General features: G+C 67.1%; 25 protein-coding genes and 1 pseudogene. 12 read left to right on the forward strand and 14 right to left on the reverse strand.

Features of this window, described 5'->3' with window-relative positions; all coding sequences use genetic code 11:
* The first annotated feature begins 37 nt into the window (after positions 1-37).
* From RM50_RS14165 to RM50_RS14180, 4 genes are read left to right on the forward strand one after another with little or no spacing between them, the layout of a single operon-like run.
* Complete coding sequence (locus RM50_RS14165) at positions 38-1,372, forward strand: ABC transporter substrate-binding protein (protein ID WP_043453868.1); 1,335 nt, start codon at positions 38-40, stop codon at positions 1,370-1,372.
* Positions 1,373-1,396: 24 nt separating this feature from the next.
* The gene (locus tag RM50_RS14170) at positions 1,397-2,278 is read left to right on the forward strand and encodes a carbohydrate ABC transporter permease (protein WP_043454011.1); all 882 of its coding nucleotides are present in this window, start codon (positions 1,397-1,399) and stop codon (positions 2,276-2,278) included.
* A complete protein-coding gene (locus RM50_RS14175; protein ID WP_043453870.1) occupies positions 2,275-3,177 on the forward strand; it encodes a carbohydrate ABC transporter permease in 903 nt (300 codons plus the stop codon). Before RM50_RS14170 ends, RM50_RS14175 begins: the two co-directional genes overlap by 4 nt.
* Before the next feature lie 41 nt (positions 3,178-3,218).
* Complete coding sequence (locus RM50_RS14180; RefSeq protein WP_205622275.1) at positions 3,219-4,292, forward strand: LacI family DNA-binding transcriptional regulator; 1,074 nt, start codon at positions 3,219-3,221, stop codon at positions 4,290-4,292.
* An 80-nt stretch (positions 4,293-4,372) separates the two neighbouring features.
* Here RM50_RS14180 and RM50_RS14185 read toward each other — a convergent pair whose 3' ends face one another.
* The 3 genes from RM50_RS14185 to RM50_RS14195 are packed head-to-tail and all read right to left on the reverse strand — an operon-like array spanning position 4,373 to position 7,881.
* Complete coding sequence (locus RM50_RS14185) at positions 4,373-5,335, reverse strand: ribokinase (protein ID WP_043453873.1); 963 nt, start codon at positions 5,333-5,335, stop codon at positions 4,373-4,375.
* The gene (locus tag RM50_RS14190) at positions 5,332-6,759 is read right to left on the reverse strand and encodes an MFS transporter (RefSeq protein ID WP_043453876.1); all 1,428 of its coding nucleotides are present in this window, start codon (positions 6,757-6,759) and stop codon (positions 5,332-5,334) included. The genes RM50_RS14185 and RM50_RS14190 overlap by 4 nt, the downstream gene beginning before the upstream one ends.
* Complete coding sequence (locus RM50_RS14195) at positions 6,760-7,881, reverse strand: nucleoside hydrolase (protein ID WP_043453879.1); 1,122 nt, start codon at positions 7,879-7,881, stop codon at positions 6,760-6,762.
* Between the two features lie 215 nt (positions 7,882-8,096).
* Between RM50_RS14195 and RM50_RS14200 the strand changes: the two genes are divergently transcribed.
* From RM50_RS14200 to RM50_RS14210, 3 genes are all read left to right on the forward strand, one after another.
* The gene (locus tag RM50_RS14200; protein ID WP_205622276.1) at positions 8,097-9,086 is read left to right on the forward strand and encodes a LacI family DNA-binding transcriptional regulator; all 990 of its coding nucleotides are present in this window, start codon (positions 8,097-8,099) and stop codon (positions 9,084-9,086) included.
* Positions 9,087-9,132: 46 nt separating this feature from the next.
* Positions 9,133-10,239 (forward strand): GTP pyrophosphokinase, encoded by a 1,107-nt coding sequence (locus RM50_RS14205; protein WP_043453885.1) that lies wholly within the window; start codon positions 9,133-9,135, stop codon positions 10,237-10,239.
* Between the two features lie 113 nt (positions 10,240-10,352).
* Positions 10,353-10,664: a 4a-hydroxytetrahydrobiopterin dehydratase gene (locus RM50_RS14210; RefSeq protein WP_043454014.1), complete on the forward strand. Its 312-nt coding sequence runs from the start codon at positions 10,353-10,355 to the stop codon at positions 10,662-10,664.
* 130 nt (positions 10,665-10,794) lie between these two features.
* On the opposite strand, the gene RM50_RS14215 is transcribed toward RM50_RS14210, so the two are convergent.
* Together RM50_RS14215 and RM50_RS14220 are read right to left on the reverse strand one after the other, a co-directional pair.
* Positions 10,795-11,811, reverse strand: coding sequence for a sugar phosphate isomerase/epimerase family protein (locus RM50_RS14215; protein ID WP_043453887.1), 1,017 nt, complete (start codon positions 11,809-11,811; stop codon positions 10,795-10,797).
* A 140-nt stretch (positions 11,812-11,951) separates the two neighbouring features.
* Positions 11,952-12,341 carry a CBU_0592 family membrane protein gene (locus RM50_RS14220; protein WP_043453889.1) on the reverse strand — a complete coding sequence of 130 codons (390 nt, stop codon included), beginning with the start codon at positions 12,339-12,341 and terminating at the stop codon, positions 11,952-11,954.
* A gap of 227 nt (positions 12,342-12,568) precedes the next feature.
* Between RM50_RS14220 and RM50_RS14225 the strand changes: the two genes are divergently transcribed.
* From RM50_RS14225 to RM50_RS14235, 3 genes are all read left to right on the forward strand, one after another.
* Positions 12,569-13,018: a helix-turn-helix transcriptional regulator gene (locus RM50_RS14225; protein WP_043453892.1), complete on the forward strand. Its 450-nt coding sequence runs from the start codon at positions 12,569-12,571 to the stop codon at positions 13,016-13,018.
* Positions 13,015-13,434, forward strand: coding sequence for a VOC family protein (locus RM50_RS14230; RefSeq protein WP_043453895.1), 420 nt, complete (start codon positions 13,015-13,017; stop codon positions 13,432-13,434). Before RM50_RS14225 ends, RM50_RS14230 begins: the two co-directional genes overlap by 4 nt.
* A gap of 111 nt (positions 13,435-13,545) precedes the next feature.
* Positions 13,546-15,930, forward strand: coding sequence for an ATP-binding cassette domain-containing protein (locus RM50_RS14235; protein WP_205622277.1), 2,385 nt, complete (start codon positions 13,546-13,548; stop codon positions 15,928-15,930).
* A 46-nt stretch (positions 15,931-15,976) separates the two neighbouring features.
* Here the strand turns inward: RM50_RS14235 and RM50_RS14240 are convergent, their stop codons facing one another.
* Positions 15,977-16,939, reverse strand: a complete 963-nt coding sequence (locus RM50_RS14240; RefSeq protein ID WP_052260246.1) for an alpha/beta hydrolase — start codon at positions 16,937-16,939, stop codon at positions 15,977-15,979.
* A 115-nt stretch (positions 16,940-17,054) separates the two neighbouring features.
* On the opposite strand from RM50_RS14240, the gene RM50_RS14245 reads away from it, so the two are divergent.
* On the forward strand, positions 17,055-17,624 hold the full coding sequence (locus RM50_RS14245; protein ID WP_043453898.1) for an MOSC domain-containing protein: 570 nt from the start codon (positions 17,055-17,057) through the stop codon (positions 17,622-17,624).
* Positions 17,625-17,766: 142 nt separating this feature from the next.
* On the opposite strand, the gene RM50_RS14250 is transcribed toward RM50_RS14245, so the two are convergent.
* The 8 genes and pseudogenes from RM50_RS14250 to RM50_RS14285 form a co-directional block, all read right to left on the reverse strand.
* Positions 17,767-18,747, reverse strand: coding sequence for a cyclase family protein (locus tag RM50_RS14250; protein ID WP_043453901.1), 981 nt, complete (start codon positions 18,745-18,747; stop codon positions 17,767-17,769).
* Entirely contained in the window at positions 18,744-19,001 is a 258-nt protein-coding gene (locus RM50_RS14255) for a hypothetical protein (RefSeq protein WP_043453903.1), read from the reverse strand. Before RM50_RS14255 ends, RM50_RS14250 begins: the two co-directional genes overlap by 4 nt.
* 8 nt (positions 19,002-19,009) lie before the next feature.
* Positions 19,010-20,346, reverse strand: a pseudogene (locus RM50_RS21225) (TRAP transporter large permease subunit).
* A gap of 79 nt (positions 20,347-20,425) precedes the next feature.
* Positions 20,426-21,205 (reverse strand): NAD(P)-dependent oxidoreductase, encoded by a 780-nt coding sequence (locus tag RM50_RS14265; protein ID WP_043453905.1) that lies wholly within the window; start codon positions 21,203-21,205, stop codon positions 20,426-20,428.
* Between the two features lie 19 nt (positions 21,206-21,224).
* Entirely contained in the window at positions 21,225-21,851 is a 627-nt protein-coding gene (locus RM50_RS14270; RefSeq protein WP_043453908.1) for a methyltransferase, read from the reverse strand.
* Positions 21,852-21,875: 24 nt separating this feature from the next.
* Positions 21,876-22,883 (reverse strand): tripartite tricarboxylate transporter substrate binding protein, encoded by a 1,008-nt coding sequence (locus tag RM50_RS14275; protein WP_043453911.1) that lies wholly within the window; start codon positions 22,881-22,883, stop codon positions 21,876-21,878.
* A gap of 47 nt (positions 22,884-22,930) precedes the next feature.
* Entirely contained in the window at positions 22,931-24,433 is a 1,503-nt protein-coding gene (locus tag RM50_RS14280) for a tripartite tricarboxylate transporter permease (RefSeq protein ID WP_043453914.1), read from the reverse strand.
* A 2-nt stretch (positions 24,434-24,435) separates the two neighbouring features.
* The gene (locus RM50_RS14285; protein WP_043453917.1) at positions 24,436-24,939 is read right to left on the reverse strand and encodes a tripartite tricarboxylate transporter TctB family protein; all 504 of its coding nucleotides are present in this window, start codon (positions 24,937-24,939) and stop codon (positions 24,436-24,438) included.
* 120 nt (positions 24,940-25,059) lie between these two features.
* Between RM50_RS14285 and RM50_RS14290 the strand changes: the two genes are divergently transcribed.
* Positions 25,060-25,860: an IclR family transcriptional regulator gene (locus RM50_RS14290; RefSeq protein ID WP_043453919.1), complete on the forward strand. Its 801-nt coding sequence runs from the start codon at positions 25,060-25,062 to the stop codon at positions 25,858-25,860.
* Positions 25,861-25,979: the final 119 nt, after the last annotated feature.

The raw sequence follows: 25,979 nt of genomic DNA on the forward strand, positions 1-25,979 counted from the left end.
CCTAATAGATCCGCTCCAATCAAGGGAGATTGCCGCAATGAAAAACCTCTTCCGCGCTGCCGCCGTCGCAGCAGTCACCGCCCTCGCCCTCACAGGCTGCGGGGGCGGAGCCTCCACCAGTTCCACCAACGTCGCCCCCACCGGCGAGATCAAGCCGCGGGAAATCTCCTGGCTGCTCTCCCGTCCCGCCGACGGCGCGGTCATCAACATCATGAAGAAGCTGGCCGACGACTACGGCAAGGACCACCCCGGGTTCAAGCTGAACCTGATCACCACCCCGGACCGGCCCTCCTACATCCAGAAGCTCGAAACCCTGGCCGCTGCCAACAAGCTGCCCGAACTGTTCGACACCGACGCCACGCCTTTCGCCCAGCAACTGGCGAAGCAGGGAAAGATGCTCGACGCCGAGAAGCTGCTGACCACGCTCGGCATCTACGACAAGTACCGCCCAGGAGCCCTGGACTACCAGCGGTTCGATGACGGGTCCCTGTACATGATCCCGTTCCAGTACGAACTGGAGTACGTCTGGTACAACAAGGCACTGCTGGCCAAAGCCGGGGTGTCCGTGCCGAAATCCCTGGACGATATCCCCGCCATGTGCACGGCCCTGCGCAGCGCCGGCATCACACCGATCGCGCTCGACGGCCAGGACCAATGGCCGCTGGAACGCTACGCCGCCTACCAGGCATTCCGTGAGGCGGGGCCGGAGTACGTCCAGAAGCTGAAGAAGGGCGAGGCAAAGTTCACCGATCCCGCCGGGCAGAAGACCGTCAACTGGCTCGCGGAACTGGGCAAGGCCAAGTGCTTCCAGGACGGGTTCTCCGCCCAGGGCTACTCCGACGCGCAGAACCAGTTCACCTCGGGCCAGGCCGCCATGTACAACATCGGCACCTGGGAACTGCCCAGTCTGGCCACGGACAAGCTCAACCCCGCCGTCCGCGACAACATCGACTTCTTCACCCTGCCCACCACGGCCGGCTCGGTGACGGCGGCGAATGAGTTCGTTTCGCCATCGGGGATCGGCATGGCCGTCAACGCCAAGACCTACGATCCGCTGGTGAGCGACTTCCTTAAGTTCGCCCTGCAGAAGTACCCCGCCGAGTACGCGGCCACCGGGGCGCTCTCCCCCACCACCGACGTCGAAACCACCGTCCCGGCCAACGCCACCCCGCTGTACCGGAAGGCGCTGGACCAGGCCAAGGACCTCGGTTCCAAGCAGGCCATGCCGTGGGACACCCAGCTGGATCCCACCACCAACGGGCGGCTGCAGCAGGAACTCGTCCTGCTGGTGCAGGGCGAAATCACGCCGCAGCAGTTCACGGAGACCATGGACAGCACCATCGCCCAGAACGCCCCCAAGTTCTTCAAGTAAAGGCCCGCCATGCTTCCCAACAGGATGCTTCCCAACCGGTCCAGGACCTCCGTCCTGGTCTTCCTCCTCCCGCCGCTGCTGCTGTACGGCGCGGCCGTCCTCTTCCCCATCCTCCAGTCCCTGTTCCTGAGCTTCTTTTCCTGGAACGGCATCAGCGACATGGAATTCGTGGGCCTGGAGAACTACCTGCGCATGTTCACCGCGGATGACATCTTCTGGCGCGCCTTCCTGAACGCGCTCCTCTACCTGGCCATTTGCCTGGTTCTGCAGCTGGGCGGCGCGCTGGTGGTGGCCAGCCTGCTCACCTCGCTGCGCCGCGGCCGGGAGCTCATCAAGACCCTCTACCTGCTGCCGGCCGTGATCTCCACGGTGGCCATCGCCTTCCTCTTCGTCCGGATCTACTCGCTGGAGCCGGTGGGCCTGCTCAACCAGCTGCTGCAGTGGATCGGGCTGGGTAGCCTGGAACGGCCCTGGCTCTCGGACGTCAACACCGTCCTGGCGGCGGTGTCCGCACCGGAGGGCTGGCGCTTCACCGGGCTGTACATGCTCATCATCTACGCGGCGCTGCTCGCGGTGCCCAAGGAGCTGGAGGAAGCCGCGGTCCTGGACGGGGCCTCGCGCTGGACCCTGTTCAGCAAGATCCGGTTCCCGTATATCCGGCCCGTGTGGATCACCACCACCATCATGGCCACCACCTACGGCCTGCGCGGCTTCGACATCCCGTACCTGATGACCAACGGCGGGCCCGGGCAGTCCTCGGAGCTGCTGACCACCTACATGTACAAGACGGCCTTCACCAGCACGGACTTCGGCTACGCCAGCACCATCTCGGTGTTCATCGTGGTCGAGTGCCTCGTGGCCGTGGGCCTCATTCTGTTCCTGCTCAAGCGGAAGGCAGACGCATGATCACCCAGGCAGCCCCGCCAACCCGGCCCGCCGCCGTCGAACCTCCCCTGCGGCCCGTACGCCGCAGGCGGCGGCCGGACCTGTTCCGGACCCTGTCCCGCGTGCTGGTCATGTTGATCGTGATCGTGCAGGTCTACCCGCTGGCGTGGCTGTTCCTCACCAGCCTGCGCACCGAGCACGACTTTGCCACCGGCGATCCCTTCGCCCTGCCCGGCGCCCTGACCTGGGAAAACTACGCCAGGGCGTTCGAAACCGGTGACCTGGGCCGGAACATCCTGAACAGTTTCGTGGTGACCATGGGCGCGAACATCCTCATCGTCCTGCTGGGCATGATGGCCGCCTACGCCATCCAGGTGCTCGGGTTCCGGCTCAGCAAACTGGTCCGCGGGCTGTTCATGATCGGCATCATCGTCCCGGTCCAGATCGCCCTGGTCCCGCTGTTCATCGACTACTCCGCGGTGAACCTGCTGGACACGTACCAGTCCATGATCATCCCGCTGGCCGGGTTCTCATTGCCCATGTCGGTGTACCTGTTCTGCTCCTTCTACGAGTACATCCCCAAGGAAACCTATGAGGCGGCATCCCTGGACGGCGCCGGCCCCTACCGGATCTTCGGGCTGATCACGCTGCCGCTGTCCCTGAACACCGTGGTCACCGTGGTCCTGGTCAACAGCATCTTCATCTGGAACGACTTCATCTTCGCCAACACCTTCGTCCTGTCCGAGGAGCTGAAGACCATTCCGCTGGGCCTGCAGAACTACATCGGCGCCATGGGCAAGGTGGACTGGACCGCCACCTTCGCCGCCGTCTGCGTCACCATCACTCCGCTGCTGCTGGTGTTCCTGGTGCTCAACAAAGCCATGATCCAGGGCCTGGAAAGCGGGGCGACCAAGGGATGACGGCCACGGCAGGCGGATATACTCCTGACGGAGGCCAGAAGATGTCAACGGAGAACAAGCCAGGTGAGGCGGTGCCCGCCGCCCCTGCACCGCGGTTGCCCGAACGGGCCCACCCGGTAACCCTCCGCGAAGTGGCAGAAGCCGCCGGGGTCTCCACGGCCACCGTGTCCCTGGTGGTCAACAAGAAGAAGAGCGCCCGGATCGCCGAGGAGACGCGGCAGCGCGTCAAGGACGCCATCCGCACCCTGGGGTACCGGCCCAACGCGATGGCGAAAACACTGGTCAGCGGGACGTCGAAGTTCATCGGGCTGGTGGCCGACGGCGTGGCCACCACCCCCTTCGCCGGCCAGATCATCCACGGCGCACAGGACGAGGCCTGGAAGCACGGGTACGCCCTGCTCATCGCCAACACGGAGGGCAACGGCGAACTGGAACAGGACGCCATCAAGATGATGCTCGAGTACAAGGTCCGTGGCATCCTCTACTCCACCTGGTTCCACCGGCAAACGGACATCCCGGAGCCGCTGCGGGAAGCGGAGTTTGTCCTGGTCAACTGCTTTTCCACCGAGCCGGGGACCCGGGCGGTTGTTCCGGACGAGGTCCAGGGCGGCCGCTCAGCCACCGACATCCTGCTCCGCAACGGCCACCGGCGGATCGCCTTCATCAACGCCACCATCCCGGCTCCGGCCAAGGACGGACGCCTGGCCGGCTACCGCGAAGCCCTCGAGGATGCGGGGGTGGCATTCGATCCGGCGCTGGTGATGGAGGCCTACCCGGACCAGGAGGGCGGCTACGGGGCCACCGCGGAACTCCTCAAGCGCGACGTCAGCGCCGTGTACTGCTACAACGACCGGATGGCCATGGGCCTCTATGACGGGCTGCGGGAGCGCGGCCTGTCCATCCCGGACGACATGGCCGTGGTGGGCTTCGACAACCAGGAAGTCATCGCCGCCCACCTGCGGCCGCCGCTGTCCACGGTGTCCCTGCCGCACTACGAGCTGGGCGCCGCCGGGGTGCGGACCCTGCTGGGGATCGATGCTGCTCCGGACGGGCCCGCCAGGATCAACTGCCCGCCGGTGGAGCGGGCCTCGGTCCGCGCGCCGGCCCGGGCCTGATCCAGGATTCCCCACCATTCGATTGCTCCGTACTTGTCGTTTTCGGGTCTGAAAACGACAAGTACTCAGCAGTCGATGGGTTATTGAATGCGGAGGCGCCGTTCGACGTCGGCCGTGTCGGGGTACGCCGCCTGCGTGCCTTTGCGGGTGGTGGCCAGCGCGGCAGCCACGGAGGCGAAAGCTGCGGCGTCGGCGAGCGCATCGCCCGCGGCCAGGCGCACGGCCACCGCTCCGGTGAAGGCGTCGCCTGCTCCGGTGGTGTCCACGGCGTCCACCCGGGTGGGCTGGATCCGGGCCACGCGGGAGCCATCTGCTGCCAGGGAATCCAGCACCACGGACCCGTGCGAACCCAAAGTCAGCAGGACCTGCTGGATACCGTGGCCGGCGAACCGCCCACGCACCGCGTCCCACTCCTCATCGGGGGCGTCCGCGCCGGGTATCTCCGACCCCAAAAACAGCGCTGCCTCGTGGGCGTTGACCAGCAGCACATCCGCCAACCCGGCCAGGGCTGGCGGGATCTCCGCGTACGGCGAGAGATTCAGCAAAACTGTGGCACCGGCGTCGTGCCCTGCCTGCGCCGCCGCCAGCACGGTCTCCATGGCCACCTCGAGGCAGAGGCTTACGACGGCGGCCCCCTCCAGCACGTCCGACGCCCCGGCGACGTCCGCCGGGGACAGGGTGCCGTTGGCGCCGGCGGAAATGATGATGTTGTTCTCGCCCCGCGCGTCCACGGCGATCACGGCCACCCCGGTGGGTTCGCTGGAGGTGCGCACATGGCTGACGTCCACGCCGGCCCCGGCCACCGAGGCCTCGAGCATGTTGCCGTTGGCGTCCTCCCCCACGGCGCCCACCAGGCTGACGTGGCCGCCCAGCCGGGCGGCGGCCACGGCCTGGTTGGCGCTCTTGCCGCCGGGATTCACCGCGAACCCGTTGCCCTGGACGGTTTCACCGGGCTGCGGGAGGCGGTCGCAGTAGATGGTGAGGTCGGCGTTGAGCGAGCCGACGACGACGATCCGGCCTGAAGCGGCAGCCGCGGCACTCATGGGGCTACCTCGGCCTCAACCGGCTTGGGGATCAGCAGCGACGCTGCGAAGGCGGCGACGGTCAGTGCCAGGCCGACCACCACGACGGTCAGGTAGGACGCCTTGGCATCGCCCAGTGCCGACGTCGCCACCAGCACGGCGGGCAGGATCAGGAAGCTGAGGCCAGCGCCGAGGTTGAACGCGCCGGCGTTCATGCCGGGCAGGAAGCCGGGGTTGCCGGCGGGCGAGAGGACAACGCCCAGTCCGTTGAGCATAATGTTGACCGTACCGGCGTACATGATGCCCAGCAAGACCGTGCCGGCGATCATCAGCGGCAGGCTGTTCAGGCCCAGGAACGCGATCACCGCGAGCGCCGCGATGCTGCCCAGGAGTCCGATGCGGAGCACCTTCGTGTACCCGAGGACGGGCGCCAGCTTTCCGCTGAGCGGGCCCACCAGCCAGCCGAGCAGGGCGTACGGGGTGAGGATGATCAGCGACATTTCGGTGGGGCCTACACCGAAACCGGGGGCCGCGGCCTGGACGTAGGCCGGGACGATGCCGTTGATGACCGCGAAAATGCCGGTCATGGTCAGCGTAGTGGTCAGCAGCGGCGCCCAGGTGGAGCGCTGGCGCAGGTGCACGGTTTCCACCATGGGCTGTGCGGCGCGCTGTTCGGTGCGCCAGAAGGCGAAGAACGCGACGGCGGATACCAGGACCAGCGCCAGGCTCAGCAGCAGCGTGCCGGAGGAGAAGCCGGCCACCAGCTTGGAGCCTTCGTTCAGGGCGGTCAGCAGTGCGCCGACGGCCACCACGATGAAGGACACGCCCAGCCAGTCCATCCGCGTACCCGCTGCGGGCCTGCTTTCGGAGGCGAGGAAGACGACGAGGGCCGTTGCGGCGGCGGCCAGGACCACCATCAGCCAGAAAATGCTGCGGAAGCCGTAGTGCTCGGCGAAGTAGCCGCCCACGAAGGAGTCAACGCCGGCCACTCCGCCGTTGACCGCGGTGATGAGGCCCATGAGGGTGCCGTATTTGCGGGGGTTGCTGACGGCGGAGCGCAGCATGATCAGGCAGAGCGGCACGGTGGGTCCACTGACGCCCTGGATGATGCGGCCCACGAAGAGCCAGGTGACGTCGGGAGCGAGGGCCGCGATCACGGACCCCAAGGCCATGAGCACCATCATGCCCACCAGGACCTTCTTGCGGCCCACGATGTCGCTCAGGCGGGGCAGGAACAGGGAAAACAGTGCGGCGGCGGTGAAGAACCAGGTCTGCGAGAGGCCGATGACGGCCTGGTCAGTCTTCAGTTCCTCGCCCATGGTCACCAGGGCGGGGCTAAGCATGGAGGCGTTGAGCTGGAAGGCCACGCAGGCGGCCAGCAGGGCGGTCATCAGAGCGGCGGTGTTGCCGCGGGCCGTCTTGGTTCCGGTCAGGGTGGCAGTCATTTACTTGACCCCTCCGGCGGTGAGGGAGGCAGCTTGGCTAAGTCCGACGTCGGACGCCTTGCCCAAGGTACGGTCCGCACCGTGGCGCGGGCCGCCGTCGTCCACTGTGGTATTCGCGCCCGGCTCGCCGATGCGCTCCAGGGCGTCGGTGACCAGGTCCCAGAACCGTGCGTGGTCCAGGTCCACGGCCACGCTGGTGTGGCAGTCGGCCGGGGCGGGCGCACGGAAGTCCGCGACGGTCATGCCCAGGGTGAGGGTGCCCTGCAGCTCGATGTTCACGGGCACTTTGCGGGTGCTGACGATGCTGGGGTCGATGACATAGGCAACGGCGCAGGGATCGTGCACCGGCGGGTAGTCGAAGCCCTGCGCGTCCTTGTAGGTGTGGGCGAAGAAGTCCATCAGCTCGGTAACGAACTTCGCGGGCGTGGTGCCGATGGCGGCGATTTTTTCCACCACGTCCGGGGTGGCCAGCGCCTGGTGCGTGAGGTCCAGGCCCACCATGACCACCGGCCACTTCTCGTTGAAGACGATGTGGGCGGCCTCGGGGTCGATGATGATGTTGAACTCGGCCACGGCGCTCCAGTTGCCCACGTGGTAGCCGCCGCCCATGAGGACCACTTCCTTCACGCGTTCCACAATGCGCGGTTCCTTGCGGGCGGCCATGGCGATGTTGGTCAGGCCGGCGGTGGGCACCAGGGTGACGGTGCCGGGCTCGTGGGCCATGACGGTGTCGATGATGAGGTCGACGGCGTGGCGCGGGTCCAGCTCGATGGTGGACTGGGGCAGGGCGGGGCCGTCCATGCCGGACTCGCCGTGGATGTCCGGTGCGGTTTCGATGCTGCGGACCAGCGGGCGGGGGCAGCCGGCAGCGAAGGGGACGCCGGTGATGCCGGCGATAGTGCCGACGGCGAGGGCGTTGCGGGTGACTTTTTCGAGCGTCTGGTTGCCCACTACCGTGGTGACGGCCAGCAGGTCGATGGTGGGGTTGCCGTGCGCCAGCAGCAGGGCCACGGCGTCATCGTGGCCGGGGTCGCAGTCCAGGATGATCTTCCTGCGCTCCGTTGGATTCGTCCGGGGCTGGTGCTCTTGGGGCTTTGGTTCCACGATGGTGCTCCACGTCATTGGGGCCTGCCGGGGCAGGGGTTTGAGTATTCCGGGAGTGATCATGGCAGGGTTTTGTGGCCTGCGTCAAACGCTTAACGTGAGTTCGGCATTTGCCCACGTCAAACGCTTGATGCGCTGGGCCTTCTGGTGTGCGCTCCGGCCGATAGGATCGATGTATGGAATCCGGGGAACAGGTGCAGCAGCGGGGCAGGCCGCGGCGGGTGACGGCGGCGATGGTCGCGGCACGGGCCGGCGTTTCCGTGGCAACCGTGTCGCTGGTGGCCAACGGCAAGACGGCCGGCCGGGTGTCCGAGGACAACATTTCCCGGGTGCGGGACGCTATCGCCGAGCTGGGCTACGTGGTGGACGGAATCGGCAGCTCGCTGGCCAAGGGCGTCAGCTCCATCGTGATCCTGGTGGCACCGGACATTTCCAACCCGTTCTTTGCGAAGGTGATCGGCGGGGTGCGGGAGTCCCTGGGTCCGCAGTACCAGCTGCTGCTGTCCGTCACCGATTCCGGCGAGTTCCCCAAGGCGGACGACGTTCGGAAGCTGATGTCCCTGCGACCCGCAGGCCTTTTAGTTGATGCGCCGAACGCCGGCTTCCTGGCAGACCTCTCCGTGGCCGGACCTTTGGTTCTACTGGACGCCCCCGGGCTGGAATCGCTTGCCCCGGCCGTGAACCTTGACGTGGCCCAGGGTGCGCGGGAGCTGGCAGCCCACCTGGCGGACGCGGGCCACCGGCGTGTGGCCTACCTGGACAGCGTCACGGGAACGGAGACGTTCACCATCCGCCGCGAGGCGTTCCTGGCGGCGGCCGTGGAGCGCGGCATGACAGTGGATCCGGAGCATATCCCCGCCACCACCATCGACGTCGGTGACGCGGCGGCTGCCTTCGCCGCAGCCTGGCCGGGATGGCAGCGCGAGGGGGTGACCGCCGTCGTCTGTGCCACGGACACCCACGCTTACGGTGTGCTGCAGGAGGCACGCGTGGAGGGGGTGCGGATTCCGGAGGAGCTGGCGGTGGCGGGCTTCGACGACCTGCCCTACTCGGCCACCAGCAGCCCGGGCCTGACCAGCGTCCACCTGCCCGCGGCCCTGCTGGGCCTCAAGGCCGGGGAGCAGCTGCGCCGGCTGATGGAGGGGCAGCCGCTGGAGCAGGAGGAGCTCGTTTTGGAGAGCTCGCTGGTGGTGCGCGGCTCCACCTCGGCCGCCGCAACTTAAACGTGCGCGACGGCTTCCTGTCGGACCCCGGCCGTAAGCTGGGACCATGCCGAGTAACTGGGAAAGCCTGGACGAGCCGCTGCGCGAGTCGGTGCAGCACAACGTGGAGATCTACGAGCGCGTCCGGCCTGCCCTGAAGCTGGTGACCCGGGATGTCCTGCTGGTGCTGCGGGACATGCTGAAGGACACCGAAGTCACGCCGTTGTTCGTCACCGGCCGCACCAAGACGGTGGAGTCCTTCAAGGAGAAAATCTCGCGCACCGAGGAGCCGCTGGAGCCCGGCGGGCGGCGGCTGCTGAAGTTCCCGGACCCGTTCCGCACCCTCAATGACATGGTGGGCATCCGGGTGATCACCAAGCTGCCGGCCGAAAATGCCGCGGTGGCCAACATCATCAAGCGCCAGCGGCAGCTGTTCGACTGCCGCGGCGACCGGGAGAAGGACATCGGCTCCATCGAGTCCGGCACGTACGGCTACTCCAGCCGGCACCTGATCCTGCGCACCATCCAGAACGAGGCCGTGAAGGAGTACCAGCACGTCTTCAACCCGGACCTGCAGCCCAACGGCAGCTACTTCTTCGAGTGCCAGATCCGCACCATCTTCGCCCACGCGTGGAGCGAGATCGAGCATGACATCCGGTTCAAGGCGGAGGACCCGCGCGCCTGGACCCCGCACTTTGACCGGCAGTTCACCGCCACCGCGGCCATGCTGGAGACCGTGGAGACGGCCTTCGCCGACCTGCATGAGCGGTACGAGGAAGTCCGCAGCTACTGGGACATGGACGGCGAGGGCGCCGCGCCGCTCACTCCCAACCGGATCCGGGACGTGTGGCGGACCCTGCTCCCGCACGTGGACCGCAAGGTGGACGACGACTGGGGCTGGGCGGCGGAACTGCTCGCGGCGCACAGGCTGAACCAGACCATGCAGCTGGCCGGGCTGCTGAATGCCAACCGCATCACTGAGGTGCGCAAGGCCCTGGACCACCGCTACTCCCCCGGCCCGGACCGGCTCCTGGACGACCTCCTGCTGTGGCAATACGGCACCGCGCACGTGGACCTGACTGCCGAGGCGCCCGACGTCGTCCCGCACCCCCGGCGCGACAGCCTCCTGCGGCGGCTGCGGCAGATCGAGCGCTACAGGATGACGGCGAAGTAGGAGTTGTTGGGGCCGGCCCCGTGTCCACGGCGGCGAGGATCGGGTACCCGGTACTCGTGCGGTTCGGCCCGAAGTGACTTGTACTGGTTTCTGTACCGGTGCACCATGGCACCATGACTGATCCCCAACGGAAGCTGTCGGCCGCCGAGCTCGCCGAGGCGGGTCTTACCGGCTGGCGCGTGACCGGCGAGGCCCTCGCCGCCACCTTCAGGACCCGGAAGTTTTCCACCGGGCTGGAGCTCGTGAACCGCATCGGCGCCTCCGCCGAGGAGGCCAACCACCACCCCGACCTCACTCTCACCTACCCCGAAGTCGGCGTCACGCTCTCAAGCCACGACGTCGGCGGGATCACCAGCCGCGACATCGACCTGGCACGCGTCATCAGCGGCCACGCCGCGGACCTCGGGGTCGCCGCCGCGGAGTGAGTCCGCGCCGTCGAGCATGGGGCGAGCGGATGGTCTAGGCGGATCAGGCCAAGAGCCGCGGTGGGTTCCGCGCGCCTGAAGAACGACCGTCACAAGCGATCCAAGGGCCAACCCGGGCGTCCAAAAGGGCCTACCGCCCGACCAGCGACTCCCGGAGTGCCGCGTCCGCATCCAGCAGGACTTTCGCAGCCACTTCAAGCCCCTCGATCCTGCCCAGCGAAACGTCCTCGTGCTCGATGTTGACCAGCATGTCCGGGTCGACCTCGTGCAGGGCGCGCAGGAACTCGGTCCAGTAGGCGGTGTCGTGGCCGCGGCCCAGGGCCACGAAGTCCCAGGCAGAATCCTTTGGCCACTCATTAACCCATTCGTCGCCGCCGAGGTTGGTGCGGTTTTCCTCCGGGGAAAGGCGGCGGAAGCTGTTGTCCAGTACTCCGTAAAGGGCCGCGTTCCCCGGGTTGATCCGGACATCCTTGGCCGCGGCCTGGAACACCAGCGGGCCCAGTTCACGGACCACTGCCACCGGGTCCATCTGCTGCCAGAACAGGTGTGATGCATCGAGCTCCACCCCCACATGCGTGGCGCCGGTCGCCTCAATCAGCCGGCGCACGTCCGCGGTGTTGAAAACCAGGTTCTGCGGGTGCAGCTCCAGCGCCACCTTGACGTCCAGGTCCCGGGCCAGCCGGTCCATCTCTTTCCAGAACGAGGCTGCAATCCCCCACTGGTAGTCCAGGACATCCAGAGCAGCCGAGTTCCAGGCGTTCACGATCCAGTTGGGAACAGTCGCCCCGGGTTCACCTCCGGGCAGGCCGGACATGGTGACCACCCGGTTCTGGCCCAGCCGGTGGGCCAGCCGTATCGACCGGCGAATGTCCTCGGCATGCTTTTCCCCGATCTGCGGGTTGGGGTGAAGCGGGTTGCCGTTGCAGTTCAAGCCCGCAATGGAAACCCCGGTCCCCTCAAAAAGCGCCAGGTAGTCATCACGCGCGGCGTCACTCACCAGGATCTGGTCAAAGGTGGGAACGTGCACCGGGGGAAGGAAGCCGCCGGTGTTGATCTCGATTCCCGTCAGGCCCAGGCTGGCGATGACTGCGAGCGCCTCGGGCAGCGGACGGTCATGCAGGACCGCGTTGTAGACACCAAGCCTCATGGGGTTCTCTCCTTTGAAAGGGCGGCCGCAGATGGAGCGCTCTAAAAAAGTTATGAGAGAAGCTTTGTCCTGTCAATAGGACTAGAAATGAAAGGGGCCGTGAAACCGCCCCACCCCCGGCGCGAACCGCCATTGTCGGCCTAGAGGGCCAGCCGCGGCCCGTCTGCCAGGCCTGGCGCCGAACCCACAACGGGCAGGGCCTCGGTGAAAGCCTCGACGACGGCCATCTGGCCGGTGGAATCCGGAACTCCCGGGTATTGAACGTGTGCGGCCTCGGCCGGCTCAACCAACGCCTCCTCCGCGCGCATGCGCACCAGCGCAACGGCAGAGATCAGGAACCAGGCGATATTGGTAACCACCGACGGCCACGCCCCGTGCAGGGTTCCGTTGATGATGAAGGCAACGGAGCCAAACAGATTGGCCGTCTGGAACCCCTTGCCGGCTTTCAACCAGCCCATGGAAACTGCCAGGTACGCACTGAGTATCGCAACCGCCCCTGCCCAGCCGGCGATTTCCCACAGCAGTTCCATGGCGTCCTTTCAAGGTGTTACCCGAGCACAGCAATTGGGCAGGGGTTTTGCAGGTGATTTAAGAGTTGGTTTGCCGGACGCTGCGTTTACTCGAGCCCTGTTCGGGCGAGGACCTCATACTGGCCGGCGGGACAATCATATCCTGCAGGCACGCGCGATTTTGCCCGCTGGACCGTGATACCGGGCACGTCTGGACAAGACCCCCGCCACGTAGCACGATCGGAGCTGTGACCAGCAGCCCATCCCCCGACCCGTACCTGCGCGAACTCGTGCAGCTGCGCCGCGTCAAGGACCGGATGGACAGGGAATATGCGCAGCCGCTCGACGTCGAATCCCTCGCCCGGGATGTCCACATGTCCGCCGGCCATTTCAGCCGCCGCTTCAAGCTCGCCTACGGCGAATCGCCTTACAGCTACCTCATGACCCGCCGGATCGAACGCGCCATGGCGCTGCTCCGCAAAGGTGACCTCAGCGTCACCGACGTGTGCTTCGCCGTCGGCTGTTCCTCGCTGGGAACCTTCAGCACCCGCTTCAGCGAGGTGGTGGGCATGCCGCCGAGCGTCTATAAACAGGAGGCGCAGCATTCGACGGCGGGCATCCCCGCGTGCGTGGCGAAACAGGTCACCAGACCGGTCAGGAATCGAGAAGCGCCCGCCCGCGAGGCGCAAATAGCATGACTGGCATGGACATCAACATTTCCTCAACCTTTCTTCCCGCCACCGATCCGGACGCCTCTTTGGCGTTCTACCGCGACGCCCTGGGCTTCGAGATCCGCAACGATGTAGGCCGCGGCACCATGCGCTGGATCACCGTTGGCCCCGCACGCCAAAAGGACGTTTCCATCGTCCTGTGCCCGCCGGCCGTCGACCCCGGAATCACCGACGACGAGCGCCGCACCATTGCCGAAATGATGGCCAAGGGCACCTACGCCACCATCGTCCTGTCCTCCCCGGACGTGGACGCCGCCTTCGCCAAGGTGGAGGCAAGCGGGGCCGACGTCGTCCAGGAGCCCATCGACCAGCCCTACGGAATCCGCGACTGCGCCTTCCGCGACCCGGCCGGCAACACCGTCCGCATCAACCAGCAGCCATAGGCATATCAACAGTCACGTATATAACGGACGACGCCGGAGCGGGACTGCCAGCACAGCCCCGCACCGGTGCCGCTCCACCAGAAGGGGGACACCTTGAGCACGGACACCAGCATGGACCCGGGGACGGAAACCTCCCCGGCCGGACTCCATATCGCCGACACCCACGATCTCATCCGCGTCCAGGGCGCCCGCGAGAACAACCTCAAAGACATCAGCGTTGAGCTGCCCAAGCGGCGGCTCACCGCCTTCACCGGCGTGTCCGGCTCCGGCAAGAGTTCCCTGGTGTTCGCCACCATCGCCGCCGAATCCCAGCGGCTCATCAACGAAACCTACAGCGCGTTCGTGCAGGGGTTCATGCCCAGCCTGGCGCGCCCCGAGGTGGACCGCCTGGAGGGACTGACCACGGCGATCATCGTGGACCAGGAGCGTATGGGCGCCAACCCGCGCTCCACCGTAGGCACGGCCACCGACGCCAACGCCATGCTGCGGATCCTGTTCAGCCGCCTGGGCAAGCCCTATGTCGGCCCGCCCACCGCGTTCTCCTTCAACGTACCCACCCGCAAGGCCAGCGGCATCATGAGCACCGAGAAGGGCGGCCGGGTGGAGAAGAACGTGGTCCGCCAGGTCACCTACCTTGGCGGCATGTGCCCGCGCTGCGAAGGCATGGGCAACATCAGCGACATCGACCGGACCGCGCTCTACGACGATTCGAAATCATTGAGTGAGGGCGCGCTTACCGTCCCCGGCTACTCCATGGACGGCTGGTACGGGCGCCTGTTCGAAGGCATGGGCCTGCCCATGGACAAGCCCATCGCGTCCTTCACGAAGAAGCAGCTGGACACGATGCTGTACGCCGAACCCACCAAGATCAAGGTGGAGGGCGTCAACCTCACGTTCGAAGGCATCATCCCCAAGATCCAGAAATCCATGCTCTCCAAGGACGTGGAGGCCATGCAGCCGCACGTGAAGCGCTTCGTGGAGCGGGCCGTCACGTTCGCCACCTGCCCGGACTGCGGCGGCACCCGGCTCACGCCCGAGGTGCTCGCGTCAAGGATCAACGGCAGGAACATCGCGGACCTGTGCGCCATGCAGATCAGCGACCTCGCCGCCTGGATCCGGGACCTCGACGAGCCCTCCGTCCGCCCCCTGCTCGCCGGCCTCCGCGACCTGCTGGACGCCTTCACCGAAATCGGCCTGGGCTACCTCTCCCTGGACCGACCGGCCGGTACCTTGTCCGGCGGTGAGGCGCAGCGGACCAAGATGATCCGGCACCTGGGCTCCTCGCTGACCGACGTCACCTACGTGTTCGACGAGCCCAGCATCGGCCTGCATCCGCACGACATCGAGCGGATGAACACCCTCCTGCTGCAGCTGCGGGACAAGGGCAACACCGTCCTGGTGGTGGAGCACAAGCCGGAGATGATCGCGATCGCCGACCACGTCGTCGACCTCGGCCCGGGCGCCGGGACCGGCGGCGGCGAGATTGTCTACGAGGGCGACGTCGACGGGTTGCGCTCCAGCGGCACCATCACCGGCCGCCACCTGGGCGACCGCGCCCGGCTGAAGGACTCGACCAGGGCCCGCAAGGGGGCGCTGGAGGTACGCGGTGCCTCCACGAACAACCTGCGGGACGTGGACGTGGACGTACCGCTGGGCGTCCTCTGCGTGGTGACCGGCGTCGCCGGATCCGGCAAGAGTTCGCTCATCCACGGTTCCCTGGCCCGGCGTGACGGCGTCGTCGTCATCGACCAGGGCGCCATCAAGGGCTCCCGCCGCAGCAACCCGGCCACCTACACCGGACTGCTCGAACCCATCCGCAAAGCCTTCGCCAAGGCCAACGGCGTGAAACCGGCGCTCTTCAGCTCCAACTCCGAGGGCGCCTGCCCCACTTGCAACGGCGCCGGCGTGATCTTCACTGAGCTCGGCGTCATGGCCACGGTCGAATCCACCTGCGAGGACTGCGAAGGCCGCCGCTTCCAACCCGCCGTCCTCGAATATACGTTGGGCGGCATGAACATCGCGGACGTCCTGGACATGTCGGTGGAGGCCGCGCTGGCCTACTTTGCGGAGGGTGATGCCAAGACCCCGGCCGCCCACAAAGTCCTGGAACGCCTGGCGGACGTCGGTCTGGGCTACATCACCCTGGGCCAGCCCCTGACCACCCTGTCCGGCGGCGAGCGCCAGCGCCTGAAGCTCGCCACCCAGATGGCCGAGGCGGGCGACGTCTACATCCTTGACGAGCCCACCGTGGGCCTGCACCTGGCCGACGTCGAGCAGCTCCTGGGCCTGCTGGACCGGCTGGTGGATTCCGGCAAGTCAGTCATCGTGATCGAGCACCACCAGGCGGTGATGGCCCACGCGGACTGGATCATCGACATCGGGCCGGGCGCAGGGCACGACGGCGGCACGATCGTTTTCGAGGGAACGCCGGCCGAGCTGGTGGCCGGGCGGGAGACCCTGACGGGTCGGCACCTGGCCACCTACGTGGGCGCCTGAGCGAGGCCAATTCCAGGCGGCGGGGCCCGTCGAAACCCGGCGGCGCCTACAGCTGCTCCAGGAAGGATACGGTGGCGGCGGCGATCTGTTGCTGGGCGGCCTGGCGGCTGATGCCCGGTTGGCCGTCGCCGGGCTGTTCGCCGTAGTCGCCGAAGAAGGCGTGCACTCCGCCGCGGATGGCCACGAATTCGGCGTCGCCGGGCAGCAGCTCCCGTGAGGCCTCAATCTTCGCAGGAGTGCTGAGGCCATCGTTGCCGCCGGAGAGGGACAGGACGGACAGGCCACTGCGGTCCTGCAGCGAATCGATGGGGTAGGACGCATACAGGACCAGGCCTTTGACGTCGCTGTTGTTGAGCGCGAAGGATGATGCGGACACTCCGCCCAGGGAGTGGCCGCCGACCGCCCACGTGCTGATGTCCGGGTTGTCCGCCATGGCGCTGCGGGCCTGGTTTCCGTCCAGCAGGCTGAGCTCCAGTGGTTCCTTCAGGATGACCACCCGGTATCCGGCGCCCACGGCGGGGGCAAGGATGTCCTGGTAGGCGCGGGCATCCACCCGGGCGCCGGGATAGAAGACCAGACCCTTCGTGGTCGTGCCGCCCTCGGGTGACATGGTGATGGCGGTGGGAGTTTCGGTGACGGTGAGGTCCGACGTCGGCCCGGCCTCCGCCGCCGGCCCCGGCTGGTAGGCGAAGGGGTTGAGCCAGGCCAGGCCCGCGGCGAGCGCCAGCACGGCCAGCCGGCCGGCCCAGGCGGCAACGAACCGGCCGCGGGAGCGGGACCGGGGCGTGTCACGACGGCGCCAGAGCTGGATTCCCCATGCCGCGCCCGCCACGGCAGCCGCGAGCAGGAGGCCCGGCAGCAGGGGGTGTCCGCCCAGGACGGCGGGGTTGCCTGCCAGCATCCACACCGCAACTCCCGCCAGGCCGGCTGCGCACACCGCCGACGCCCAGAAGAGGGCGGTCCGGCGCCTGGCAGGCGGAGTGGGTTCCGGGGCGGAAGTGGTGTCCATGGTTCCTGATCCTGCCACTGGAGGGCCGGATTTCAATGCCGGCTGGCCTACGCTGGTTTCATCAGGACCCTCAGCCGCGGGCTTCCGTGGCCGAGCTTGCGAAGTAAGGGAGCACATGGGGACCTACCGGTACGAGGTCGAGATCCTGCACCTGCTGGTGTCCCCCGCGCACGCCTATTTCGGGCGGGCCCGGGACGGCGCAGCCGACGTTCCCACCACTGACGCGGACACGGTGGAGGTGGTGGGCGGCAAGGGCATCGTGGGCGACCGGTTCTTCGGCAAGGCCGCACACATGGACGCCGCGGTGACCCTGTTCGCCATCGAATCCCTTGAAGCCATCGCCGCCGAACTGGGCGCCGGTCCGTTCGATCCCCTGCTGACCCGCCGCAACGTGGTGCTCCGCGGCGCGCAGCTGGCACCGCTGCTGGGGCATGACTTTGCGTTGGAGTCCGGCGGGGCCGTGGTCCGGTTCCACGGCGGCCGGCATGCCCAGCCCTGTGCGTGGATGAACGGGATGCTGGCTCCCGGCGCGCATCCGGCCATGCGGGGCCGGGGCGGCATCCGCTGCCGCGCCGTGTCCGGCGGGCTCCTGCACCGGGGCCCGGCCGTGCTGGTCAGCCCGGTGCCGCTGGATCCGGCCCGCGCCGGTGAGCCGAGCCTGCTGCGGCCTTCCCGGCTGCCCTAGCTGACCCTGCCCGGAACACGGACGACGGCGTCACGCACGGCACGCTTCCGGCCCACCATAGGCGGGGAAGCCCCGGAAACCCGGCCTCCCGCCGTCGGGCGTTCCGCCAAAAGCTGCCCGGCGTGACGCAGGCGCGGTTACTTCAGGTGATGGCGGTCGCGTTGACTGGTGAACCGGTGCCGCCAGTAATGTTCAGCGGTTTGATGGTGATGAAGGCGTCCCACTGGCCGGTGGACTGCATATGCCGTGCGAGCGGGCCGAGCCGCCAGAGCTCACCCAGGGGCATGCCGAGCTTGGCCAGGAGGTGCTGGTGCATCATGCCGTGGTCGTTGAACGCGGACTCCCGGTAGGGGCTTTCAGGGACGGCGGGGAGGCATTCGAAGGCAAAGTTGTCCGCGGCGATCACCGCAAACCGGCTGTCCCACGCCCAGGCCACGAACTCATGTGACTGTGCGACGCCCGACGCCTTCCGGCTCTTCCGGAGGCGCTGCTTCTCCTCGGGATCGAGTGCGAGGAACCATTCGCACCAACCGGTGTGCAGCATGAGGATGTCGCCGGGGCGGGTGGCCAGGGACTGGGACTGCAGGGCTGACCGGACCAGGTCCAGGGTGAGCGGTTCTCCGGCGGCATGGTCGATGGGCTCGCCAATACCGTTTCGGAACCCGTCAACGTCCACCAGGACACCTCTTCCGGCGATGGGGTGTTCGGCCCACTCCTGGATACCCAGGTCCGGAGTGCCTTCGGTGATCCGGTGGTCCGGGACGCCGTTGTAGAACCCCACGTCGTCGGCCCGCCGGTGCCGGAGCCCGTCAATCTGGCTCGAGCCCTGAAGGTAATACCCGTCAAGGTAGTCATCGCGGTGGGCAGGATGGGAGGAGTAGATCGTGTGCCGGGGTGCGCCGCGTTTGAGGGACATGCCGGGGTCGAAGGCGTCGGCCGGATAATCCAGTCCGAACACTGTCCCGGTCCTGATGCTGTTCTTGGCTTCCCGGACCACGCCGGGAGTGATGAAGGACGGCGTTCCCCGCTCCGGCTCCGGAAAGAGTCCCCAGGAAGTGCCGGACAGGGCACCCGCCCTGTCGAGGAGGTCGGCAAACCGGGGAACCGTGATGTCATCGGTCACCGGGACTGGGCCTCCTGCCGGCGCTGCACCTGCTCTTTTGGGCGCCTGTAACTGAGCAGGAACCCGGCCAGAGCGCACACGGACGCCGCGATGCACATGGGCGGCTTGATGGTGGTGTTGAAGAACTCCAGCCACCCATTTTGCCCGGCCAGCAGTCCGGCGGCCTGCCCGGCCACGAACAGGACACCCCCAATCAGGAGCGCTCCGAGGGTGATGACGAAGACGGTTTCGAAGAACCTTCGTGATGTTTGCATCGAGTTCCTTAGATCGGCAGGACGCCGAGGATGATCAGCACGCCGATGACCAGCAGGGGCAGCGCATAGTGGGTGAGCAGGCGGGCGAAGGTCTTGATGGGGTTGACGTCCGCGATGCCGCAGGCAACATAAAGCGGTGCCCCGCCGGGCGGGACCGCGGCCTCGCAGGAGGAGAACACCAGGACAGCCACAGCCGCGGTGGTGGCCGGAACACCGGCCGCGACGAGGGCGGCGACGCCGACCGTTCCGACGGCGGCCATGGTGGCCGTGGCGGACAGCGGGGCTGCGACAGCGATGACGATCAGCCCGATCAGGATGGCGAGCAGCCAGAGGGGAAGGTTCATCCCGTTCAGCAGGGCGGTCATTTGCTTGGGAAGGCCTGTGGCGGCCAGGGCGTTCGCGCCGGCGAAGGCGAAGAGCACGGTGACGCCCACGATGCCGAACCGCGGGGCCGAACCCTGCAGGAGCTTTCCCCAGGCACGCCCGGTGCGGGGCAGCTGCTTCCTGCCCAACAGCGCACCGGTGATGAGGAGGACCACCGGGATCCAGACGATGACGCTGACCGACTTGCTGACGTCGCCGCCGGTCCAGTCCGAGAGCGCCGAAGTGAGGAACCCGGAGGTGATGACCAGGGGAATGGCGACGACGACGAACAGCAGGAGCGTGGCCCACCCCGGCCGAACGCGGCCCGGACAGACAGGCGGTGGGCGGCGTCGAGCGGCGCCATCCCGCTCTTCCTGATGAGCAGCCAGGTGACGATGAGCCGGTGCAGGAAACACCACAGGCCGCCGAACAGCAGGGGAAGGACCAGGGCGTTGATGTCCAGCAGGGGCCCCACCGTGGCGGAGCCGACGAGGACGAACATTGAGGCGCTGAAGGGGAACGTGATGCCCATCCCGGCGTTCCCGGCCACGAGGGTTGCGGCAGCTGGCTTGTCGAGCCTGGACTTTTCCATCCACGGAATGGTCACTGAGCCCACCGTCGCGGCGATGGCCGCCTGATTGTGGACCACTCCGCCCAGGCCTGCTGAGGCTACCGTGGAGACCCAGGCCGGACCGCCCTTGACTCCGCCGATCAGCGAGTTCAGCAGGTCGATCAGCCGGTCCAGCACGCCGCCCTTGTCCAGCAGGTAGCCCATGAAGACGAATGCCATGGTGGCGTAGACAATTTCGTCGGTCGCCGCCGAATAGAGCGCCGACCAACCAACCTGTGCTGCGGCGGCCCCGGTAAACGGCAGGACCACCAGGAAGCCCAGGATCATGGCTTCCCCCACGCTGCGCTTCATGGCCGTAGTCCAGAGGAGGATGGCGGCAAGGTAGGCGCCAAGTGCCCAGATGCCGATCATGCTGCTGCTCCTGACGGCGGAATGCCGGTTGCTGTCGAAATCATGTAATACCCGTTCCTGATTGTGCCTTGCTGTGCTGTCAGCGCAAGGCCGGTTCGGCGGCCTGCGCCATGCGGGCGAGGGCTGCGGCCGATGCGGTGGTCATCTCGGCCGGGACGCCGAGGTCCGAGAGATAGCTTGCGGTGTCCTGCATTTCCTTGGAGCGGCGGACGGCGTGCTTGGCGCTGCCGGTGAGGAACCTGTCGATGACCGCCTGGCCGTCCCCCGCCAGCTGGTTCGCGATCTGGCCCCGGATCCAGTCCTCCAGGCCGGCTGCCTTGCCGGCCGTGACCGCCTCCACCACCACGGACGCCAGGCCCTTCATGAGGACGCTGCGCAGCAGTTTGTGGGCCATCGCCGCCCCAGGCTCGCCGTCGGCGATTTCCACCTGCACGCCGAGGGGACGCAGCAGGGCGGCAACCGCCTGGGCGCCTGGACCGCTCACCATCAGGGGCGTCTTCTCACCCAGCGCGGAGACCGGGCCAAGAATGGCGACGTCGGCGAACGCAGCTTTGGTGGGCAGCTGTCCGAGCTCCTGCATGACGCCGGGCGATGAGGAGGTGAAGTCTGCGTAGACGCTGCCGGCGGCCAGGACCGGCAGGCACTCCTCCGCCACATTTCGCGCGGCGGCCGCCCCGGTCATCACCAGGACGATACCGGCGCCTGCACAAGCAGCGGCAGCGGTTGCGGCGCGGGTGACGCCCGCAGGGGTTGTGGGCGCCACCGGGTCGAAACCGGTGACCTGATGGCCGGCAGCGGCAAGGGCTGCGGCGTAGGTGGCTCCGGCTTCACCGAGGCCGATAACGGTGCATGCTGTCATGGTTTGGGGTCCTTCTTCTCTAGGAGCGCGCGGCGACGATCGCCTGGCGGCGGCTGGTTTCGTCGGCGAATACTGCTTCCGCAGCTTCTGCGACGGCTGCTGCCTGTTCGCGGGGGATGACCACCACGCCGTCGGAGTCGCCGATGATGATGTCGCCTGGCAGGACGGGGACTCCGCCGAAGGCAACGGCGGTTCCCAGCCTGAACGGGCCGTCCTTGTAGGGACCGGCGGGCGAAGTAGCCCTGGCGAAGACGGGCATGCCGATCTCACCCAGCGCCTCGGCGTCGCGCGCTGCTCCGTCCAGCGCGAAGCCGGCGACGCCAAGGTTGATGGCCCGCTCCCCGATCAATTCACCAAGGAGCGCGCGGGATTCATCGGCGCCACCGGCGACCACTATGACGTCTCCAGGGCGGGCCAGCTGCAGGGCGGCGTGGATCCCCTTGTTGTCGCCCGGACGGGTCCACACGGGGAACGCCGGCCCGGCGAGCTTTGCGCCGGGCCATACGGCCTGGATGGCGGAGTCCGCGACGCCGAGCCGGTCCATGGCGTCACCGATATTGGCGGCGGGCAGGTTGGCGAGCCGGTCCACGATGGCTGGGTCCGGGCGGTCAAAGTCAGCGCTGGTGTCGATGGCTGGAGTTGTCATGGTCAGTTCCTTCGGGGGTGTGGGTCAGTCTTTTTTCTGGACCAGCGGAAGGACCTTCTTGAAGTCGTCCTCCTGGCCTGCCCAGAACTTCTCGTAGTCAGAACCGTTGAGGTAGCTGGTCTGCAGGCCCAGGTCCTTCATCTTCTGCACCACGGCTGGGTCCTCGATGGCCTTCTCGATGGCAGCTTCGAGCTTCTTGGCCACGTCGTCCGGGAGCCCCGCGGGGGCGGAGTAGCCGCGGGCGGTCCCGGCGGTCAGGTCGTAGCCGGATTCCTTGAACGTGGGGATGTCCGGCAGCGAGGGGGCGCGTTCCCCGGACATGACGCCCAGCACCCGTGCCTTGCCCTGTTTGCTGAGGTCGGTCACATCGCTGACGTTGGCCACCAGGACGTCTACGTGCTTGCCCAGGAATGCGGTGGTGGCCTGGGACGCACCCTCGGAGAAGTGGACCGGCGCGAACTCCGAGCCGGTGCTCTCCTGGATCTGGGCCAGGGCGAAGTGTTCACCGGTCTGGATGCCGGTGGTGCTGGCGGTGAGTGACTTCGGCTTGGCCTTGACCGCGTCCAGCAGCTCTTTCAGGGTCTGGTACGGGCTGTCCGGCTGGACGGCGATGACGGTGGGGTCGATCACCTGCCGGCCCAGCGGCTGGAAGCTGTCCCTGGTGTACTTCGCGCCGCGGGCCGGGTCCAGGGGTGAGACCACTACCGAGGGGGATCCGGTGGCGCCGATGGTGTAGCCGTCCGGCTTGGCGCCCGTCAGGGCGGTGTAGCCGATCTGGCCGCCGGCACCTGGCTTGTTGATGACCTCAACGTTGGTGCCGAGTTCCTTTTCGAGGACCGGCTGGATGAGCCTGGCCGCAGTGTCTACGGCGCCGCCCGAGGAGAAGGCGACGATGAGGTCAATGGATTTGCCTTTCTTCGGGAAGTCACCGGCTGCTGCACCGGAATTGCTGGCTCCGGCATTGGCACCGCAGCCGGTGAGGGCGAGCAGCGAGGCAGCTGCGACGGCTGCGAAAATTTTCCTGCGGGACATGGGTCTTCTCCTTTGAAGTGGTGCGGGTGTGCGGTTTGGGGTGGAGGTCAGGCTTCGGGGTCCTCCGTGAGCGCCTTGGGCTTACGGAGTTTGAGCAGCGGGCTGCAGATAATGAGCAGGCCAATACCGATCAGTACGGCGGAGATGGGACGGCTGGCGAAGACGGTGAAGTCGCCCTGGGATATCTCCAGCGATTCACGCAGGGAGCGTTCCATCAGCGGCCCCAGCACCAGGGTGAGGACCATCGGGGCCAGCGGAATGTCAAGGTTCCGCAATGCCAGGCCCAGGAGGCCGAACCCGATCATGACGTAGACATCGAAGACGCTGAAGTTGATGGTGTAGGCGCCGATGACCATGAACACGAGGATCACTGCCGTCAGGACCGGGGTGGGCACGCGGAGGATGGAGGTCCACAGCCCCACCAGCGGGACGTTCAACAGCAGCAGGAGGACGTTTCCAATGAAGAGGCTGGCGATGATGGCCCACGCGATCTCCGAGTGTTCCGTGAACAGGCTGGGTCCCGGGGTGAGGCCCTGCTGCAGGAACGCCCCCATCAGCACCGCGATGGTGGGCGACGCTGGGATGCCGAGGGTGAACAGCGGGATGAGGGCCGCGTTGGCGTGGGCATTGTTGGCGGTCTCGGGCCCGGCAACGCCTTCGACGGCACCCTTGCCGAGTTCGTGGCGGAAGCGGCTGAACCGCTTTTCCGTGGCGTACGAAAGCAGCGCTGACACGGACCCGGTCATGCCGGGAATCAGGCCCAGACCGAAGCCGACGCCGGTCCCGCGGGCCATGGCAGGTGCACTGCGGCGCCATTCCGTCCTGGATGGAAACAACTGCCGGAAACCGGGGGCATGCACCACCGGGGTGGGCGCGTCCCGGCGGAACGAGAGGATTTCCGAAAGCCCGAAGACGCCGACAATGACAGCCACGAAGCTGACACCGTCCATCAGGTTGTCGATGCCAAAGGTAAAGCGCGGAGCGCCGGCCACGGGATCGATGCCCACCATGGAGATGAGCAGGCCCAGGGCGCCGGAGATGAGGGCCTTGACCATGGACTTTCCGGCCAATGCCACCAGCAGCGAGATGCCCACCACCATGAGCGCGAAGAATTCGGGCGGCCCCACCAGCAGGCCGAGCTCGCCGAGCGGCTTGGCGGCGGCGACAAGGCCGACGGTGGCGATGGTGCCGCCGACGAAGGACCCGACGGCGGCCAGCGTCAAGGCCGCTCCGGCCCTCCCCATCCTGGTCATCGCGTAACCGTCGATGGTGGTGATGGCCGAGGACGCTTCGCCGGGAGTGTTCAGCAGGACGCTGGTGATGGTGCCGCCGTACTGGGTGCCGTAGAAGATGGCGCACAACATGATGATGGACCCTGCGGGGTCCAGGTTGAGCGTCAGGGGGATCAGCAGTGCCACGCCCGCGACGGGTCCGACGCCGGGCAGGACGCCGATGATGGTGCCGAGCAGGCAGCCCAGGAAGGCAAACAGCAGGTTTTGCCAGGTCATGGCGGTGGCAAAGCCGCCAAGCAGTTCGTTCAGGGTTTCCATGCCTAGAGTCCGATCAGGTTCAGCGGAGTAAATGCCGACACGGGAAGGGCCACATTCAGGCCGTAGTTGAAGGCGTAAAAGGCGCCGACGCTTCCCGCCAAGGCGATGATCAGTGAGGGCACCCATGCCCGGCGTCCCCGGATTTTCAGGTGGTAGAGCAGGAACGCGAACATGCCCAGCTGGAAGCCCACCAGGTCCATGACGGATGCCAGGATGACCAGGCTCGCCACGACGGAAATGACTACCCCCGCGTCCACACCGTCACCCCTGGCGCTCGGCCGGCGGAGTTCCTGGAGGAGCCAGACTGCCGACATCGCCACCAGGAGCGCCCCCATCGCAAAGGGGAACAGTCCGGCGCCCGGGCCGAGGGACGTCCAGAGCCCCAGACCGACCGAACTGACCAGGACATAGCTGCCGACGGCGGCAAAGGCGCCGATTCCCGCCAGCACACCCGGGGCGACCCGAAGCGTGCTCCCTGCTTTCGTCGTGACTGACTCCGTTGTCATGAGTTTCCTTTTCACAGCGCGTCATTGCGTTTCATAGAATGAAACTATATTGCGTACTGAGAAATAGTGACAGGAGACACAGGTACTGTCAAGCGCAAGGAACTTACATAGGATGGAAGAATGGCGACGACGACTTCCAGTACGGCCGGCACGGCAGAAGAGGGCCCCAAGTCCTCGAACATGCGCTCCCTCTCGCGGGCCATGGAGGTCTTCGCCGAACTGCAGCGGGCCGAACGGCCGCAGCGGCTGAGCGATCTGGCGCGGAACTGCGGCATGAGCCTGCCCACCACGCTGAGGATCCTCCGGGTGCTGCAGGATTTCGGGATGGTGAGCCAGACGGACAAGTCCTACCGGATCGGCCCGGCCGTCCTGCCCGCCGCACGGAGCTTCCTGGAGAACGATCCCCTGGTGGTCGCGGCCCGCCCCGTCCTGCAGCAGGTGGCATCGCAGACCGGACTGACGGCGTCGCTGTATTCACGGCTCGGCTTCGAGCGCATCCTGGTGGCCCGCGTCGACGGCGAGGCACCCCTCCGCTACGACCTCCCGCTGGGCAAGCGGCTGCCCCTGACGCTCGGTGCCGCAGGAAAGATCCTGCTCGCATCGGCGTCCGATGACGAACTTCAGCAGGCGGTGGCGGCGGCCGTGGCAGCCGGCCAGGAAGACGCGGACCTGACGGCAAAGGAACTGCGAGCGCGGCTCCCGGAGCCGGGAACCGACTACGCATTCTCCGCCGATGAGCGCGCTACCGGCGTCCTGTCAGTGGCCATGGCGGTCCCCAACCGGACGGGCCGGCCCACGGAATCCATTTCGCTCACCAGCCCGGTGGAAGCGGCCAGCGAGGCCACCCTGAAAGCCGGGGTCCCGGAGTTGCGCCGCGCGGCCAGCCGGCTCTCCGAGCTGCTCGAGGGCTCCGTCTACTGACACCGCCAGCCCCCAAAAGACGCACGACGGCGTCACGCACGGCAGGCTTTCGGCCCACCCTAGGCGGGGAAGCCCCGGAAACCCGGCCTCCCGCCGTCGTGCCCTGCCTGAAACCTGCC

The organism is Pseudarthrobacter phenanthrenivorans (genome assembly GCF_000813845.1).
Classification (GTDB): domain Bacteria; phylum Actinomycetota; class Actinomycetes; order Actinomycetales; family Micrococcaceae; genus Arthrobacter; species Arthrobacter phenanthrenivorans_B.

What these genes read in the sequence shown, in the direction of transcription:
- RM50_RS14255 (WP_043453903.1), bottom strand. Translation starts at nt 19,001, where the DNA reads ATGCAAACATCACGAAGGTTCTTCGAAACCGTCTTCGTCATCACCCTC.
- RM50_RS14265 (WP_043453905.1), bottom strand. Translation starts at nt 21,205, where the DNA reads ATGACAGCATGCACCGTTATCGGCCTCGGTGAAGCCGGAGCCACCTAC.
- RM50_RS14205 (WP_043453885.1), top strand. Translation starts at nt 9,133, where the DNA reads ATGCCGAGTAACTGGGAAAGCCTGGACGAGCCGCTGCGCGAGTCGGTG.
- RM50_RS14245 (WP_043453898.1), top strand. Translation starts at nt 17,055, where the DNA reads ATGGGGACCTACCGGTACGAGGTCGAGATCCTGCACCTGCTGGTGTCC.
- RM50_RS14215 (WP_043453887.1), bottom strand. Translation starts at nt 11,811, where the DNA reads ATGAGGCTTGGTGTCTACAACGCGGTCCTGCATGACCGTCCGCTGCCC.
- RM50_RS14285 (WP_043453917.1), bottom strand. Translation starts at nt 24,939, where the DNA reads ATGACAACGGAGTCAGTCACGACGAAAGCAGGGAGCACGCTTCGGGTC.
- RM50_RS14290 (WP_043453919.1), top strand. Translation starts at nt 25,060, where the DNA reads ATGGCGACGACGACTTCCAGTACGGCCGGCACGGCAGAAGAGGGCCCC.
- RM50_RS14170 (WP_043454011.1), top strand. Translation starts at nt 1,397, where the DNA reads ATGCTTCCCAACCGGTCCAGGACCTCCGTCCTGGTCTTCCTCCTCCCG.
- RM50_RS14200 (WP_205622276.1), top strand. Translation starts at nt 8,097, where the DNA reads ATGGTCGCGGCACGGGCCGGCGTTTCCGTGGCAACCGTGTCGCTGGTG.
- RM50_RS14165 (WP_043453868.1), top strand. Translation starts at nt 38, where the DNA reads ATGAAAAACCTCTTCCGCGCTGCCGCCGTCGCAGCAGTCACCGCCCTC.
- RM50_RS14280 (WP_043453914.1), bottom strand. Translation starts at nt 24,433, where the DNA reads ATGGAAACCCTGAACGAACTGCTTGGCGGCTTTGCCACCGCCATGACC.
- RM50_RS14240 (WP_052260246.1), bottom strand. Translation starts at nt 16,939, where the DNA reads ATGGACACCACTTCCGCCCCGGAACCCACTCCGCCTGCCAGGCGCCGG.
- RM50_RS14185 (WP_043453873.1), bottom strand. Translation starts at nt 5,335, where the DNA reads ATGAGTGCCGCGGCTGCCGCTTCAGGCCGGATCGTCGTCGTCGGCTCG.
- RM50_RS14180 (WP_205622275.1), top strand. Translation starts at nt 3,219, where the DNA reads ATGTCAACGGAGAACAAGCCAGGTGAGGCGGTGCCCGCCGCCCCTGCA.
- RM50_RS14190 (WP_043453876.1), bottom strand. Translation starts at nt 6,759, where the DNA reads ATGACTGCCACCCTGACCGGAACCAAGACGGCCCGCGGCAACACCGCC.
- RM50_RS14275 (WP_043453911.1), bottom strand. Translation starts at nt 22,883, where the DNA reads ATGTCCCGCAGGAAAATTTTCGCAGCCGTCGCAGCTGCCTCGCTGCTC.
- RM50_RS14270 (WP_043453908.1), bottom strand. Translation starts at nt 21,851, where the DNA reads ATGACAACTCCAGCCATCGACACCAGCGCTGACTTTGACCGCCCGGAC.
- RM50_RS14235 (WP_205622277.1), top strand. Translation starts at nt 13,546, where the DNA reads ATGGACCCGGGGACGGAAACCTCCCCGGCCGGACTCCATATCGCCGAC.
- RM50_RS14220 (WP_043453889.1), bottom strand. Translation starts at nt 12,341, where the DNA reads ATGGAACTGCTGTGGGAAATCGCCGGCTGGGCAGGGGCGGTTGCGATA.
- RM50_RS14175 (WP_043453870.1), top strand. Translation starts at nt 2,275, where the DNA reads ATGATCACCCAGGCAGCCCCGCCAACCCGGCCCGCCGCCGTCGAACCT.
- RM50_RS14210 (WP_043454014.1), top strand. Translation starts at nt 10,353, where the DNA reads ATGACTGATCCCCAACGGAAGCTGTCGGCCGCCGAGCTCGCCGAGGCG.
- RM50_RS14230 (WP_043453895.1), top strand. Translation starts at nt 13,015, where the DNA reads ATGACTGGCATGGACATCAACATTTCCTCAACCTTTCTTCCCGCCACC.
- RM50_RS14195 (WP_043453879.1), bottom strand. Translation starts at nt 7,881, where the DNA reads ATGACGTGGAGCACCATCGTGGAACCAAAGCCCCAAGAGCACCAGCCC.